The organism is Variovorax sp. GW821-FHT10B04 (assembly GCF_059415645.1).
This window is the reverse complement of record NZ_JBWKNQ010000001.1, coordinates 903,182-917,230: the sequence shown is the minus strand read 5'-3', so window position 1 is coordinate 917,230 and position 14,049 is coordinate 903,182. Positions and strand designations below refer to the sequence as shown.

At 68.6% G+C, this 14,049-nt stretch carries 14 protein-coding genes and 1 pseudogene; 13 read left to right on the top strand and 2 right to left on the bottom strand.

From position 1 onward, the window contains the following. Nucleotides 1-81: 81 nt before the first annotated feature. Genes AC07PZ_RS04400 through AC07PZ_RS04390 form a run of 3 tightly spaced genes read left to right on the top strand, consistent with a single transcriptional unit; the run spans nucleotide 82 to nucleotide 2,705 of the window. Nucleotides 82-672 (top strand): phosphatase PAP2 family protein, encoded by a 591-nt coding sequence (locus AC07PZ_RS04400; RefSeq protein ID WP_495293791.1) that lies wholly within the window; start codon nucleotides 82-84, stop codon nucleotides 670-672. A 12-nt stretch (nucleotides 673-684) separates the two neighbouring features. After that, nucleotides 685-1,341, top strand: coding sequence for a response regulator (locus AC07PZ_RS04395; RefSeq protein ID WP_495293790.1), 657 nt, complete (start codon nucleotides 685-687; stop codon nucleotides 1,339-1,341). Nucleotides 1,342-1,343: 2 nt separating this feature from the next. Next, nucleotides 1,344-2,705, top strand: coding sequence for a sensor histidine kinase (locus AC07PZ_RS04390; RefSeq protein WP_495293789.1), 1,362 nt, complete (start codon nucleotides 1,344-1,346; stop codon nucleotides 2,703-2,705). Between the two features lie 10 nt (nucleotides 2,706-2,715). Here the strand turns inward: AC07PZ_RS04390 and AC07PZ_RS04385 are convergent, their stop codons facing one another. Then, nucleotides 2,716-3,330 (bottom strand): TetR/AcrR family transcriptional regulator, encoded by a 615-nt coding sequence (locus AC07PZ_RS04385; RefSeq protein ID WP_495293788.1) that lies wholly within the window; start codon nucleotides 3,328-3,330, stop codon nucleotides 2,716-2,718. 242 nt (nucleotides 3,331-3,572) lie between these two features. Between AC07PZ_RS04385 and AC07PZ_RS04380 the strand changes: the two genes are divergently transcribed. The 10 genes and pseudogenes from AC07PZ_RS04380 (at nucleotide 3,573) to AC07PZ_RS04335 (ending at nucleotide 12,990) form a co-directional block, all read left to right on the top strand. Next, nucleotides 3,573-4,790 (top strand): acyl-CoA dehydrogenase family protein, encoded by a 1,218-nt coding sequence (locus AC07PZ_RS04380; protein WP_495293787.1) that lies wholly within the window; start codon nucleotides 3,573-3,575, stop codon nucleotides 4,788-4,790. Further along, nucleotides 4,787-5,860 (top strand): acyl-CoA dehydrogenase family protein, encoded by a 1,074-nt coding sequence (locus AC07PZ_RS04375; RefSeq protein ID WP_495293786.1) that lies wholly within the window; start codon nucleotides 4,787-4,789, stop codon nucleotides 5,858-5,860. Before AC07PZ_RS04380 ends, AC07PZ_RS04375 begins: the two co-directional genes overlap by 4 nt. A 10-nt stretch (nucleotides 5,861-5,870) precedes the next feature. Continuing rightward, nucleotides 5,871-6,665: an enoyl-CoA hydratase/isomerase family protein gene (locus tag AC07PZ_RS04370; protein ID WP_495293785.1), complete on the top strand. Its 795-nt coding sequence runs from the start codon at nucleotides 5,871-5,873 to the stop codon at nucleotides 6,663-6,665. A gap of 55 nt (nucleotides 6,666-6,720) precedes the next feature. Next, nucleotides 6,721-7,974 carry an ABC transporter substrate-binding protein gene (locus tag AC07PZ_RS04365; protein WP_495293784.1) on the top strand — a complete coding sequence of 418 codons (1,254 nt, stop codon included), beginning with the start codon at nucleotides 6,721-6,723 and terminating at the stop codon, nucleotides 7,972-7,974. A 19-nt stretch (nucleotides 7,975-7,993) separates the two neighbouring features. Continuing rightward, nucleotides 7,994-8,881, top strand: coding sequence for a branched-chain amino acid ABC transporter permease (locus AC07PZ_RS04360; protein WP_495293783.1), 888 nt, complete (start codon nucleotides 7,994-7,996; stop codon nucleotides 8,879-8,881). Further along, nucleotides 8,881-9,858 carry a branched-chain amino acid ABC transporter permease gene (locus AC07PZ_RS04355; protein ID WP_495293782.1) on the top strand — a complete coding sequence of 326 codons (978 nt, stop codon included), beginning with the start codon at nucleotides 8,881-8,883 and terminating at the stop codon, nucleotides 9,856-9,858. The genes AC07PZ_RS04360 and AC07PZ_RS04355 overlap by 1 nt, the downstream gene beginning before the upstream one ends. Before the next feature lie 68 nt (nucleotides 9,859-9,926). Next, nucleotides 9,927-10,376: pseudogene (locus AC07PZ_RS04350) on the top strand (ATP-binding cassette domain-containing protein); the annotation flags it as partial. Nucleotides 10,377-10,391: 15 nt separating this feature from the next. Beyond that, complete coding sequence (locus AC07PZ_RS04345) at nucleotides 10,392-10,622, top strand: ABC transporter ATP-binding protein C-terminal domain-containing protein (protein ID WP_495293952.1); 231 nt, start codon at nucleotides 10,392-10,394, stop codon at nucleotides 10,620-10,622. Next, a complete protein-coding gene (locus AC07PZ_RS04340) occupies nucleotides 10,615-11,319 on the top strand; it encodes an ABC transporter ATP-binding protein (protein WP_495293781.1) in 705 nt (234 codons plus the stop codon). The genes AC07PZ_RS04345 and AC07PZ_RS04340 overlap by 8 nt, the downstream gene beginning before the upstream one ends. Before the next feature lie 24 nt (nucleotides 11,320-11,343). Continuing rightward, complete coding sequence (locus AC07PZ_RS04335; protein WP_495293780.1) at nucleotides 11,344-12,990, top strand: AMP-binding protein; 1,647 nt, start codon at nucleotides 11,344-11,346, stop codon at nucleotides 12,988-12,990. Between the two features lie 25 nt (nucleotides 12,991-13,015). Here the strand turns inward: AC07PZ_RS04335 and AC07PZ_RS04330 are convergent, their stop codons facing one another. After that, a complete protein-coding gene (locus tag AC07PZ_RS04330; RefSeq protein ID WP_495293779.1) occupies nucleotides 13,016-13,831 on the bottom strand; it encodes an AraC family transcriptional regulator in 816 nt (271 codons plus the stop codon). Between the last annotated feature and the right edge of the window lie 218 nt (nucleotides 13,832-14,049).

Sequence of the window (14,049 nt, the reverse complement as noted above, 5' to 3'; positions counted from 1 at the left end):
CTTATCGCAGCCTTAAGCAGGGTGGCCGGGCCGGGTCTTAAGGCGGTCTTAAGCCGCTGGCCCGGAGCATGCCGGCCCTGCATGAACCTCAGCAACACCCATCTCTTCGAACTCGTTAACGCCGGCGCGCAGGCCTCGCCGCTCGCGTTGACCCTGGCACGCCTCGTGGCGCAGTGGATCGTTCCGCTCGTTCCCGTGGTCTGGCTCGCGCTCTGGCTGCGCGGCGGGCGCGCCGCGCGTTTCGACCTCGTGCATGTGGCCGTCGCGGTGCTCATGGCGCTGGGCCTGGCGCAACTGGTCGGGCTGGCATGGCCGCTGCCCCGGCCGTTCGCCCTGCACATCGGCCATCAGTACATGGCGCACGTCGACGATCCCGGCCTTCCGAGCGATCACGTGACCCTGCTGTGGAGCCTGGCCCTGGCCACGCTCGCGACCGCGCGTGCGTCCTGGCTCGTCTTCCCGTTGCTCGCGCTCGGGTTGCTGGTGGGGTGGGCGCGGGTCTACCTGGGTGTCCACTTTCCCGGCGACGTGATCGGCGCATTGCCGGTTGCGGCTGCCGCAGCGGCATTGGCGCTGGCGGTCCGGCGGCCGCTCTGGACGTGGATCGAGCCTCTGTTGGCACGCTACGATCGCTGGGAGCGCGTCGTGCGCCGCTTCCTGCATCGCGATTGAGGGTCACCTGCCATGCGTCTGCTTCTCATCGAGGACGATCCCATGATCGGCAAGGCCGTGCGGCAGGGGCTCGTCCATGCCGGCTTCGCCGTCGACTGGGTGCATGACGGCGCGGCTGCCGAGCTCGCCTTGCGCGGCCAGGCCTACGACCTGGCCATCCTGGACCTCGGCCTGCCGGTGAAAGACGGCATGCACGTTCTGCAGAACCTGCGACGCCAGGGCAACCACCTGCCCGTGCTGGTGGCGACCGCGCGCGATGCGGTGTCGTCGCGGATTGCCGGCCTCAACGCCGGTGCCGACGATTACCTGGTCAAGCCCTTCGACATGGATGAACTCGTCGCACGCGTGCGGGCCCTGATCCGCAGGCATGGCGGCAGCGGATCGTCGCTGCTCGTCGCGGGCGAGCTGGCGCTCGACACGTTGCGCAAGACGCTCACGCAGGCCGGCGAACCCGTGGCGCTGTCGGCACGCGAGTTCTCGCTGCTCGAGGCGCTCATGCAGCGCCCGGGCGCCGTGCTGTCGCGCGAGAAGCTCGAGGAATCGGTGTACGGATGGGGCGAGGAGATCGGCAGCAACGCGGTCGAGGTCCACCTGCACCACCTGCGCAAGAAGCTCGGCCCCGAAGTCATCCTCAACGTGCGCGGCGTGGGCTACCGCGTCGCGGACTGATCTTGCGTTCGCTGCGCCGCGGCCTGACCTTGTGGACGCTGGGCGCGCTCGCGTTCGGCTCGATCGTGCTGGTGCTCGTGGCCTATGTGTTCATGCTCGACGAGATGAACGAGGTGCTCGACGACAACCTCCGCGAGGTCGCGACGTCCGTTGCGCGCTTCCACGCGAACGGCCAGTTCATCTCGGTCGCGCCCGAGGCCGGCGGCGCGTCCGCACGCGCCGCGCCCGACCAGGGCGACCTGGTGACGCGGGTCTGGCGACGTGACGGGCGCCCGCTCGACGGACCCGACAGCAACCTCGCTTTCGCCTTCTCGCCGACGCCGGGCTCCCGCCGCGTCGTCATCGACGGCGTGGAATGGCGGACCTACACCGTGGTTGACGCGGTGTCCGTCGTCACCGCGGCCCAGCGGACGGCCGCGCGGCAGGAAATGGCGGTGGAAGCCGCATCCAAGCTGCTGATCCCGCTGGTGCTGCTGGCACTCATGATCGCGGCGTTGCTGGCTTTCGCGCTGCGGCGTGGCCTGCATCCGCTGAACGAGGCCACGGCGGAGATCGCGCAGCGCACGGCACTCACGCTCGAACCGATCGAGGCCAGCGAAATGCCGGCAGAACTGCAACCCCTGGTCGGCGCGTTCAACGGCCTGATGGCGCGGCTGGGCGCCGCCTTCGCGACGCAGCAGCAGTTCGTCGCCGACGCCGCCCATGAACTGCGCTCGCCCGTGACCGCGTTGCGCCTGCAGATCGGACTGCTGGAGCATGCGCAGGAAACCGATGAGCGCCGGGCCGCCTTCGACGATGTGCGGGAGGGCATCGACCGGCTGCAACGCCTGGTGGAGCAACTGCTTCAGTTGTCGCGCGCGGCGCCCGGCGAGCGCGAACCCGCCAAATACCCTGTCGAGCTCGGTGCGCTGGTACGCGACACGGTCGTGGCGCACGCCCGCACCGCGGCGCGCAGGCACATCGACCTGGGCGCCGACATCCACGAGAGCGCCACGGTTCCGGCCGACCCGCACGAGCTGCGCGTGCTGCTCAACAACCTCGTGCGCAATGCGCTGCACTACGCGCCCGCCGGCAGCAAGGTCGACGTGAGCGTCGCCATCGACCGCGGCGCGCCGATGCTGTGCGTGATCGACAACGGCCCCGGCATCGATGCGGCCGACCGTGAGCGCGTCTTCGATCGCTTCTTCCGCGGCGACGGCGAGCATGTGCGCGACGGCGATCCCGCCGGCAGTGGCCTGGGGCTGGCGATCGTCAAGGCCATCGCGCAGCGTCATGGCGCTTCGGTGTCGCTGCACGACGCGCCGGGCGGTCGCGGGCTGGACGTCCGCATACGGTTTGCGCCGGCAGTCGCGCCGGCGCCCTGACGCGTTCAGGTCATGGCCGCGCGGCGAGGCCGTTGCGCACGAAATTCATGTAGGTCTTGATCACCGAATCCGGCATGCCCGGGCTGTTCTCGGCCTTGGCCAGGTGGCTGATGTAGAGATAGTCGCGCGCGGCGATCAGCAGGTAGGCGAGGGTGTCGAGCTCGCTCTCCGCATAGGCGCCGAGTTCGCCCTGGTCGCGCGCACGGGTCAGGAAGCGCATGTAGCGGCGCCGCACTTCGGCATGGTGCGCGAGCCAGGCGACCGGCGCCTGCGTCTCGGCCTCGTTCAGCACGCGCCAGAACCATGTGTTGTCGCGCAGGTAATCGAACACCGCACGCACGCCGATCTCCTCGACTTCGAAGAAGCCCTTGGCACCGTGCGCGCGTTCGCGCACGTACTCGAGCATGTGCAGGCCGAAGTAGGGAAGCAGTTCGTCGAACAGCGCCTGGCGGGAGGAGAAGTACAGGTAGAAGGTGCCCTGCGCCATGCCGGCGTGGGCCGTGATGCGCTGGATCGACGCATCGCGATAGCCGAACTCGCCGACGACCCGGCCGGCTGAAATCAGCAACTGCTCGCGCGTGCGTGCGGCGCGTTCTTCGCGGGTGCTCAGCACGCTGGCGGACACCTTGCGCGTTCTTCGGGTTGGGGTTGCTGCGCTCGTCAAATGAGTCCTTTCCGGCCCCGCTGCGCCGGGCAAAAGCTGCGCGGGACCCCTTCGTTTTCAGTCTAACGGATCGCTTCCGCGCAGCGTGTCTGCGCGTTTTCACCTAGCGCATTGTGTTCGAAAAAGATAGAAACTGATCAATGAATCACCGCTCAGTGTTAACAAACATCCCGGCTTTCCAAAGCCCGAACCAAGCAAAGCCCATGGATCTCACGCCTGACAACGCCACCGCTGCGGCGGACGCCCGCGCGGCCGAGAACGACTTCCGGCAACAGGTGCGCGACTACTGCGAGCGCGAGCTTCCGCGCGACGTGCGGGAGAAGGTGCTCGGCAACCTGTTCCTCACCAAGGAGGACAACCTCGCCTTCCTGCGCTCGCTCGCCGGTCGTGGCTGGGTGGCCGGCCACTGGCCGCGCCAGTACGGCGGCGCCGAATGGACGCCGCTGCAGCGCTTCGTTTTCGAGGAAGAAAGCATGCGCTGCGGCGCGCCGTGGCTGATTCCCTTCGGCGTCAACTACGTCGGCCCGGTGATCTACACCTTCGGGTCCGAGGCGCAGAAGGCGCGCTTCCTGCCGCCGATCCTGACCTCGGAAGAGTGGTGGGCACAGGGCTATTCAGAACCCGGTGCCGGTTCCGACCTGGCCGGCCTGAAGACCCGCGCGATCCGCCAGGGCGCGCACTACGTCGTGACCGGCCAGAAGATCTGGACCAGCTACGTGCAGTGGGCCGACTGGATGTTCTGCCTGGTGCGCACCAGCGAGGAATCGCGTCCGCAGCAGGGCATCAGCTTTCTGCTGATCGACATGCGCACGCCCGGCGTGACGGTCCGCCCGATCAAGACCATGGACGGCTGCCATCACGTCAACGAGGTGTTCCTCGACGAAGTGAAGGTGCCGGTCGAGAACCTCGTGGGTGAGGAGGGCAAGGGCTGGAGCTATGCCAAGTTCCTGCTGAGCAACGAGCGCATCCTGTCGGCCGAGACCGGCCGCTCGATGCGCCAGCTCGGCCATCTGAAGGCGCTGGTCGCCGGCACGCCGAGCGACGGCGTGGTCGACCGCGCGGCCTTCGACCGCCGCATCGCGCAGATGGAACTCAAGCTGCATGCATTGCGCGCTTTCTGCCTGGCCTATGCACGCAGCATGGACCCGAGCCAGCCGCCCGGCGTCGAGGCCTCGATCATGAAGATCCGCGGCTCGGAGCTGCAGCAGCAGATCTCCGAAGCCACGCTCGACTGGCTCGGCAGCAGCGCGATCGCCTACGACCCGGCCGACGTGCACGGCGCGCACGCGACGTCGCCGGTCGGCCCGGCGGACGCGAGCGGTGCGGTGCGCGAGTACCTGCATGGCCGTGCATCGACCATCTACGGCGGCTCGAACGAAATCCAACGCAACATCATCAGCAAAGCGGAGCTCGGCCTGTGAAGCACAAGATCTGGCTCGACGAAACCGACGCGGCACTCGACGACGCCGCGCGCCGATACACCGCGGAGCGCTACCGCTTCGAATCCCGCCAGCGCCTGCCGGCGGACGAGCGCCGCTTCAGTCCCGCGGTCTGGAAGGATCTGGGCGACATGGGCTGGCTCGCGGTCTCCACGCCGGAAGCGCAGGGCGGGCTCGGCCTGCGCGTCGCGTCGGCCTGCCTGCTGGCCGAGGCCGCCGGCCGTGCGTTGGTCAACGAGCCCTTCGTCGGCTCGGGCGTGCTCGCGCCATACCTGATCGCCCGGCATGCTGGCGACGAACAGCGCGACGCCTTGCTGCCCGGCCTGCTCGCGGGAAGCGACCGCGTCGCCTGCCTGCTCGACGAGAACGCGGTCCAGCTGAAGGACGGCCGCCTGCACGGCTCGCAGGCCGTGGTGGTCGACGCGGACATCGCCGGCCATCTGCTGGTGCGCGCGGGCGATGCGCTCTGGTGGCTGGCGGCCGACGCGGCGGGCGTTGCGCGCAAGCCCTTCCCGCTGCTCGACGGCCGTGGCGCGGCCACCGTCGTGTTCGACGGCGCCGCGGCCACGCGGCTCGGTGACGGCGCATCGGCTGCAGCGGGCATTCGATTCGCGCTGCAGCTCGCCGCATTGGCGACCGCATCCGACGCGCACGGCGCGATGTCGGCCGCCTTCGAACTCACGCTCGACTACCTGAAGACGCGGCGCCAGTTCGGCACGCCGCTGGGCGCCTACCAGGCGCTGCAGCATCGCGCGGTCGACATGTACGTGGCGCTCGGCGAGAGCCGCGCGGTGCTCGACCAGGCGATCGAGTCGCTGCAGGCTGGCGCGCCACAGGCCGCGCGCGACGTGCATGCGGCCAAGAGCTTCGTCTGCGAGAGCGCGCGGCGCGTCACGCAGGAAGCCGTGCAGCTGCATGGCGGCATCGGCATCACCGAGGAATACGCGGCCAGCCATTACCTGCGCCGGGCGCGTGTCGACGAACAACTCTGGGGCTCGGCGGAGCGGCACTTCATGGCCTTCGCCGCGGCCGAACCCGCTCCCATCCATTGAGGACACACGCATGGACTTCGCTTCCTACCAGTGCATCGAATTCAGCCGCAGCGGCCGCATCCTGACGGTGTCGCTCAACCGGCCGGCCCAGCGCAATGCAGTCAATGCGCGGCTGCACCACGAGCTGTCGCGCGTCTTCACCGATGCGCAGCGCGATCCCGATTCCGACGTGGTCGTGCTGACCGGCAACGGCGCGGCCTTCTGTGCCGGAGGCGACATCGACTGGATGCAGCTGTCGGTCGACGAGCCGAGCGAGTTCGAGCGCACCGCGCGCGAGGCGAAAGACATCGTCTATTCGCAGCTCGATCTCGAGAAGCCGCTGATCTGCAGGCTCAACGGCCACGCGACCGGCCTGGGCGCGAGCCTCGCCCTGCTGTGCGACATCGTGATCGCGTCGGACGAGGCCAAGATCGGCGACCCGCACGTCAGCGTCGGCCTGGTGGCAGGCGATGGTGGCGCACTGATCTGGCCGCAGCTGTGCGGCTATGCCAAGGCGAAGAAATACCTGCTGACGGGCGAACTGATGTCGGCGGCCGAGGCCGAGCGCATCGGCCTGCTGACCGACGTGGTGCCACGCGCCGAACTCGACGCCGCCGTCGACGCGATGGCGCAGCGTCTCGTGAGCGGCGCGACCAAGGCGATCCGGTGGAGCAAGGTCACGACCAACCTGCCGCTGCGCCAGCTGTTCCACAGCTACTTCGATGCCGGCGTCGCCTACGAGTGCCTGTCGAACCTCACCGCCGACCACGCCGAGGCCGTTGCCGCCTTCCGCGAACGCCGCAAGCCGGTGTTCACCGGCCGCTAGTTTCCCGTTCCGTGTCCGTTCCAGGCAGATTCCAAGAACCATCAGGAGACAAACCATGAACCGTATCGATCGCAGAAGCATCCTCAAGTACTCCGCGGCCGCCGCCGCGGTCGTCGGCCTGCCAGGCCTCGTGCGCGCGCAGGGCGGGCCGTTCAAGATCGGGCTGATCACGCCGCTGAGCGGGCCGCAGGAATTCATCGGCTCCTACGTGAAGAACGGCGCCGAGATCGCCATCGACCAGATCAACAAGGCGGGCGGCATCATGGGCCGGCAAGTGGCGCTCGAGATCCGCGACGACAAGGCCAATCCGGCCGCTGCACTGGCCGCGGCACGCGAGCTGCTGGGCGCCGGCGTCAACCTGCACATCGGCGGCATCTCCAGCGCGGTGGTGCTGGCGCTCGGTCCGGTCATGCAGCAGGAGAACGGCGTGTTCTTCACCTGCGGTGCCGGCACCGAGAAGATGAACCACGAGAACTACTCGCCGAACCTGTTCCGCCCCGGCGATTCGCCCGATGCGCGCACCCGCGCGCAAGCCAAGCTGATGGCGCAGAAGTACCCCGACATCACGCGCTGGACCGGCCTGGTGCCCGACCATGAATACGGCCGCACGACCTGGGGCATCTTCGTGGACGGCCTGCTCGAGTACTACCCGTCGATCGCCAAGAAGAAGCCCGAGATCCTCGAGCCGATCCTGATGCCCTACGGCGTGGCCGACTACCGCAACTCGATCACGCAGGCGCTGCGCCAGCAGGCCGACGGCGTCTTCAACTGCACCTACGGCGGTGACGCGATCACGATGTTCCAGCAGGCGCGCGGCTTCGGCCTGATGAACCGCTACAAGGTCATCTGCGACGCGGCCAACGAATTCCTGGTCGCCCGCGGGCTGAAGCAGCAGTTCCCCGCGCAATGGACCGGCATGCACTACTACGCCGAGGCCAACAAGGGCAATCCGCTGAGCGAACGCTTCGTGGCCGACTACCTGGCCAAGACCAAGGACCCGGAACCGCTCGGCTGGGCAGCCGAGTCGCACGCCAGCATCTACGCGCTGAAGCAGGCCGTCGAGAAGGCCAGGTCGACCGACACGGCCGCCGTCATCGCCAGCCTGAAGGGCATGACCTGGGACACCGTGACCGGCCCGCGCACCATGCGTGCCGAGGACAACCAGGCGATCAAGGACGTGGAACTGGTCTACATCGAGCCGGCCACGACGGACAAGGGCTACAAGGTCTCGCAGTACGTCAAGGTCGACGGCAAGTCGGTGATCTTCCCGCCCGCGCCCGGCAAGAAGCTCACGCTTCGCACGGCCTGAGCGGAAGGCGCACGTTCCGATGCAAGCTGCCGATATCGCGACGCTGCTGGTCAACAGCCTGACATGGGCAATGGCGACCTTCCTGGTCGCCGCCGGTCTCACGCTGGTGTTCGGCACCTTGCACATCCTCAACTTCTCCCACGGCGGCTTCTTCATGATCGGCGCCTACATGGCCTATTCGCTGGCCAACGCGATCGGCGGTGCGCCGTCGATCGCGCTCTACCTGTTCGGCTCGCTCGTGGCCGGGGTGCTGGTGGCGTTGCTCGGGCTGGTGGTCGATCGGCTGGTGCTGCGGCGGCTCGCCGGCGTGGAAGACGCCTACGTACTGATCGCCACCTATGCGCTGCTGCTGGTGTGCGAGGGCTCGACCAAGCTGGTCTGGGGCCTCAACTACCACAGCGTGATGCCGCCCGCCACGCTCGACGGCGCCTGGCTGCTGGGCAACGCGGTGCTGCCGAAGCTGTCGATGTTCATCATCGGCGCGGGCGTCGTGGTGTTCGTGGCGCTCGAATACTTCCTGAACCGGACCAATCCCGGCCGGCTGGTGAAGGCCATCGCGGCCGACCCGTGGATGGCGCGGCTGCTGGGCGTCAACGTGCGGCTGGTCTACACCGCGACGGTCGCGCTCGGCTTCGCGCTGGCGGGCCTCGCGGGCGGCCTGCTGGTGTCGAACCAGACGCTGTCGCCCACGCTGGCCAGCGCCTTCGTGATCCAGGCCTTCGGCGTGATCATCATCGGCGGCATGGGCAGCATCAGCGGCGCGTTCTTCGGCTCGATCCTGCTCGGCATCATCGATGCGTTCGGGCAATGGGTGCTGCCGGGCCTGCCCGGGCTGCCCTTCTTCGTCGCGATGACGCTGATCCTGCTGCTGCGTCCCCAAGGCCTCATGGGCAAGGCGAAACACTGATGCGTACGACGAGCTTCATCGGTGGCGGCCTGCGCCGCGACGTCCTGATCCTGCTGGCCGTGATGGCCGTGGCGCTGTGTGCGCCGGGCGTGCTGAACCGCGGGCTGGTGTTCATCGCCGGCATGATCTGGATCAACGCGGTGTTCGGCCTGTCCTTCAACCTGCTGTTCGGCCTGTCGGGCGTGCTGAGCTTCGGCCAGGCGATGTTCTTCGCCGCCGGCGCCTACGCGACCGCCGTGTTGACGCAGCAACTCGCGCTGCCTTTCCTGGCGGCCTTCGTGCTGTCGGCGCTGATCGGTGCCGCGCTGGCGGCGCTGGTCGGCGTGGTCGCGCTGCGCCGCAGCGAGGGCGTGTACTTCGCGATCCTCACGCTGGCCTTCGCCGAACTGATCCACCTGCTGATCGCCAACACGGCCCTGCTGGGGCGCAACGACGGCCTGGCCGGGCTGGCGCGGCCGCGGCTCGGCATCGGCGGCTGGCAGGTCGACCTGGCGGCGGGCGACAACTTCTATTACTTCATCGTCGCCATCTGCGCGCTGCTGATCCTGTTCATCCGCTGGGTCGTCGGCACGTCGTTCGGGCGTGCGCTGCAGGCGGTCAAGCAGGACCCGGAGCGCGCCGAGTTCCTCGGCATCCCGGTGCGCATGCATCGGCTCGTGATCTTCGTGCTGGCCGGTGGCACCACCGCCGCGGCCGGTGCGCTGGTCGCGCCCTGGGCGCAGATCGTGACGCCGGACCTCGCGCACTGGTCGAACTCGACCAATCCGATCCTCTACACGCTGCTGGGCGGCAGCGCCTATTTCTGGGGGCCGGTGCTGGGCGCGGTGGTGCTGTCGGCGGTGTTCTATCTCACGCGCACGCTGGTCGGCATGTCCGACATGGTCACCGGCCTGCTGCTGCTGATCGTGGTGGTGTCGCTGCCGGGCGGCATCCTGGGGCTGCTGTCGCGCTGGACCGGCGGGAGGGGCAAGCCATGACCACCGCATTGCTCGAAGCGAGCGCGCTCGACAAATCCTACGGCCGCATCCGCGTGCTGCGCGACGTCAGCCTGACCATCGGCGCAGGCGAATCGCATGTGGTGATCGGCCCGAACGGTGCCGGCAAGACCACGCTCTTCAAGGTGCTGACCGGCGAGCTCTATCCCGATCGTGGTGCGGTGCGCTTCACCGGCAGCGACGTCACGCGCATGCCCGCGCACCGGCGCGTGCACCTGGGCTTCGGTCGCACCTTCCAGGTCGCGAAGGTGTTCCCCAAGCTCAGCGTGCAGGACAACCTGCTGGTCGCGCTCGAGGCGCGCGTGCGGCAGCGCAATCCGCTGGGCCGCGTGCCGAAGGCGCAGGCTGCGGGCTTCCCCGAAGCGATCGAAACACTGCTGGCCGACACCGGCTTCGGCGCGCAGCGCGACGCCGTCTCCGGCACCTTGGCCTATGGCGACCGCAAGCGCCTCGAGATGGCGATGGTGCTGGCGCTGGAGCCGGCCGTGCTGTTTCTGGACGAGCCGACCGCGGGCATGTCGGCCGCCGAGCGGCAGGCGACGGTGCGGCTGCTGCAGTCGGTCAAGGCCAGGCGTCGGCTGTCGATGCTGATGACCGAGCACGACATGGACGTGGTGTTCGGCCTGGCCGACCGCATCTCGGTGCTGCACTACGGCCAGTTGATCGCCTCGGGCACGCCGCAGGAGATCCGCGCGAACGAGCGCGTCAAGGAGGTCTACCTCGGTGACGGAGACGAACATGCTTGAGGTCCGCAACCTGCACGCGCGCTACGGCGACAGCCAGGCGCTGTTCGGCATCGACATCGACGTGCCTGCGCAGGGCGGCGTCGCATTGCTCGGACGCAACGGCGCGGGCAAGTCGACGCTGTTGAAGTCGCTGCTCGACGCCGGGCCGCAGTCGACCGGCGAGATCCGGCTCGACGGCCAGTCGCTCGCCGGCCTGCAGACCGAGGCGCGCGCGCGGCTCGGCCTGGCGCTGGTGCCGGAGGACCGGCGCATCTTCACCACGCTCACGGTGCGCCAGAACCTCGAACTGGCCTGGCATGCCGGCCGGCGCGGCCAGGCGCCACTGAGCGTCGACCACGTCTGCACGCTGTTCCCCTTGCTGCGCGACCTGCTCGACCGGCTCGGCTACCAGCTCTCGGGCGGCCAGCAGCAACTGGTTGCCGTGGCGCGCGGGATGATGGCGTCGCCGCGCGTGCTGCTGCTCGACGAGCCGGCCGAAGGGCTGGCACCCAAGGTCGCGCACGATCTCGCGGTGCAGGTGGGCGAGGCGCGTGCCAAGCTCGGCCTGACCGTGCTGGTCGCGGAACAGAGCGTTGCCTATGCGCGCCGCTGCACCGAATTCGTCTACCTGCTCGACAGCGGCACGCTGGTGTTCCAGGGCGACTGGGCCAGCTTCGACGCGCGGCCCGAACTCAAATCACGCTACCTGGCGGTCTGACCGCGGGACACGAGGAGAAGACTCTTGAGACACGACATCAGCGGCTGGAACATCCAGTGGGACGACACGCGCGCCGCGCAGTGGGTGCGCGAGGGACGGTGGCTGAACCGCACGCTGGCCGACGCGGCCCGCGAGATGGCAGAGAGCGAGCCGCAGCGCGTGACCCAGGTCTGCGGCGGCCGCGACGTGACCGCTGGCGAAGTCTGGAACGGCGCCGCCCGGCTGGCCGCTGCGCTGTGGCAGCGCGGCTTCCGGGCCGGCGACGTGCTGGCCTTCCAGATGCCCAACTGGCACGAGGCGGCCTTCATCGACCTGGCCGCCTGCCTGCTCGGCCTCGTCGTGTGCCCGATCGTCACGATCTACCGCGACCGCGAGGTCGAACTGATCCTGTCGGACAGCCGGGCCAAGGGCATCTTCGTGGCGCAGACCTTCCGCGGCCACGACTTCGCGGCGATGCTCGCGCGGCTGCGGCCGTCGTTGCCGAACCTGGCCCATGTCTGGACCGTGCGCGGCAACGGCGCCACGTCGGAAACCGACCTGCGCGACCTGATCGCCGATGCGCCGCCACTGCCGGCCTTGCCGGCGGTGTCGCCCGACGCCGTCAAGCTCGTGCTCTACACCTCGGGCACCACCGGTCGGCCGAAGGCGGTGCTGCATTCGCACAACTCGCTGATCCGCGCCACGCTGATGTGCGCGGACCACTGGGGCATCGCGCCCGGCGACACCACGCTGATGCCGTCGCCCGTGACACACGTCACCGGCTTCAGCCACGGGCTGGAGATGCCGTTCTACCGGGGCACGCGCTGCGTGCTGATGGAGAAGTGGGATGCGGCCCAGGCGGCCGACATCATCGAGCGCGAGAAGGTGTCCTTCACGATCGGCGCCACGCCCTTCCTGCAGGAGCTGATGGACGTGGCCGAGGCGTCCGGCCGCACCCTGCCGTCGCTGCGCCTGTTTCCGTGCGGCGGTGCGGCCGTGGCGCCCGAGATCATCTACCGCGTGGCCCGCGTGCTGCCCAACTGCCGGTCCTTCCGCGTCTACGGTTCGAGCGAGGCGCCGATGATCACGATGGGCTTCTGCGCGCCCGGGCAGGAACGGCTCGCGGCCGAGACCGACGGCGAGATCGTCGACTACGACGTGCGCGTGGTCGATCTCGAAGGCCACACGCTGCCGATCGGCCAGGAGGGCGAGATCTGCGCGCGTGGCCCGTCGCTGTTTCTCGGCTATGCCGACCCGGTGCATTCGGCCGAGGCCTTTGACGCGGACGGCTTCTTCCGCACGGGGGACATCGGCTATGTGACGGCCGAGAACGCGGTGGTCTTCACCGGCCGCATCAAGGACCTGATCAACCGTGGCGGCGAGAAGATCAGCGCCAAGGAGGTCGAGGACCTGCTGCACCAGCATCCGTGCGTGATGAACGCGGCCGTGGTCGCGATGCCGCACGCCAGGCTGGGTGAGACGGTCTGTGCCTACGTGATCGCCAAGCCGGGCACGAGCGTCACGACGGCCGACATCACCGCGCTGCTCGACGCTGCGGGCGTGGCGAAGCAGAAGTACCCGGAGCGCTTCATCTTCGTCGACGACTTCCCGAAGACGGCATCGGGCAAGGTCAAGAAGGACCTGCTGCGCGCCGACGTGCGGGAGCGGCTGCGGGACGGCACGGCGGTGTGACGCACGTCTTGCGCTCTGCGTTCCCTCAAGACCTCCCAGGCGCGTACTTGGCAAGTATCTGTTCCGAGTCGCGCCCCGGCGGCAGTCCGAATGCACGGGCGTACTCCCGGCTGAATTGCGTCGGGCTTTCGTAGCCGACTTCGAAGGCCGCCGAGGTGACGTTCCGTCCTTCGGCCACCAGCAGGGTGCGAGCGCGCAGCAAGCGCACACGCTTCTGGTACTGCAAGGGGCTCAGGGCGGTGACCGCCTTGAAATGCCGATGGAATGCAGATTCGCTCATGGCCGCCACCCGCGCCAGGGTCTCGACCCGCAGCGGTTCGGCGAAGTCGCGGCGAATGCGCTGGATCGCCAGCATGACGCGCGCGATGGCGCTGTCGGGTGAGGCGATGTCCCGCAGCATGGCGCCGTGCGGGCCCTGCAGGACCCGGTAGAGGATCTCGCGCTCGTACACCGGCGCCAGTGCCGGGATGTCGGCCGGGCGCTCCATCAGCCGCAGCATCCGGACCCATGCATCCATCAGTTCCGGGGTGACCGACGCCACCGAGAAGCCGGCGCGCGCCTTTTCGGCACAGGCAAATTCAGGCAAGTCGGCCATCAGGGCACCGACCGTCGCCGGCTGCAGCGTCAGGGCGACGGCCAGATAGGGTTCACCGGTTGCCGCCGGTCGCACCGTGCCGGCCGCCGGCAGGTCGACGGACATGACGAAATAGCTGGCCGGCGAATAGTGAAGCGTCTTGCTTCCCACGGTCATCGACTTGCTGCCCTGCAGGATCAGGTTGACCATCGGGTCGTACACGGCATTCAGCTCGTGCTCCGGAATCCGGCCCTGCACCATGGCCACGCGCGGGATGCCCGATTCGGTCATCCGGTTCCGGGCCTTCGCCGCGGCCAGCCGCCGAAGCTCTTCGAGTTGATCTTCCATGGCTTGCATCAAACCGCAGATGAATGCGCGCCGCAAGCGCGAAAGCAGGAACAGGCAGGTTTGAGGCAGGAAAGGGCAGCTTCGCGCAGAGGCCCGCGCCTATCGTTCAGGCATCGCTTTCCACACGGAGAAAACAC

Excerpts from the sequence above, each read along its gene's own strand:
- AC07PZ_RS04370 (WP_495293785.1), top strand. The coding sequence starts at position 5,871 with ATGGACTTCGCTTCCTACCAGTGCATCGAATTCAGCCGCAGCGGCCGC.
- AC07PZ_RS04365 (WP_495293784.1), top strand. The coding sequence starts at position 6,721 with ATGAACCGTATCGATCGCAGAAGCATCCTCAAGTACTCCGCGGCCGCC.
- AC07PZ_RS04360 (WP_495293783.1), top strand. The coding sequence starts at position 7,994 with ATGCAAGCTGCCGATATCGCGACGCTGCTGGTCAACAGCCTGACATGG.
- AC07PZ_RS04340 (WP_495293781.1), top strand. The coding sequence starts at position 10,615 with ATGCTTGAGGTCCGCAACCTGCACGCGCGCTACGGCGACAGCCAGGCG.
- AC07PZ_RS04355 (WP_495293782.1), top strand. The coding sequence starts at position 8,881 with ATGCGTACGACGAGCTTCATCGGTGGCGGCCTGCGCCGCGACGTCCTG.
- AC07PZ_RS04345 (WP_495293952.1), top strand. The coding sequence starts at position 10,392 with ATGTCGGCCGCCGAGCGGCAGGCGACGGTGCGGCTGCTGCAGTCGGTC.
- AC07PZ_RS04380 (WP_495293787.1), top strand. The coding sequence starts at position 3,573 with ATGGATCTCACGCCTGACAACGCCACCGCTGCGGCGGACGCCCGCGCG.
- AC07PZ_RS04395 (WP_495293790.1), top strand. The coding sequence starts at position 685 with ATGCGTCTGCTTCTCATCGAGGACGATCCCATGATCGGCAAGGCCGTG.
- AC07PZ_RS04400 (WP_495293791.1), top strand. The coding sequence starts at position 82 with ATGAACCTCAGCAACACCCATCTCTTCGAACTCGTTAACGCCGGCGCG.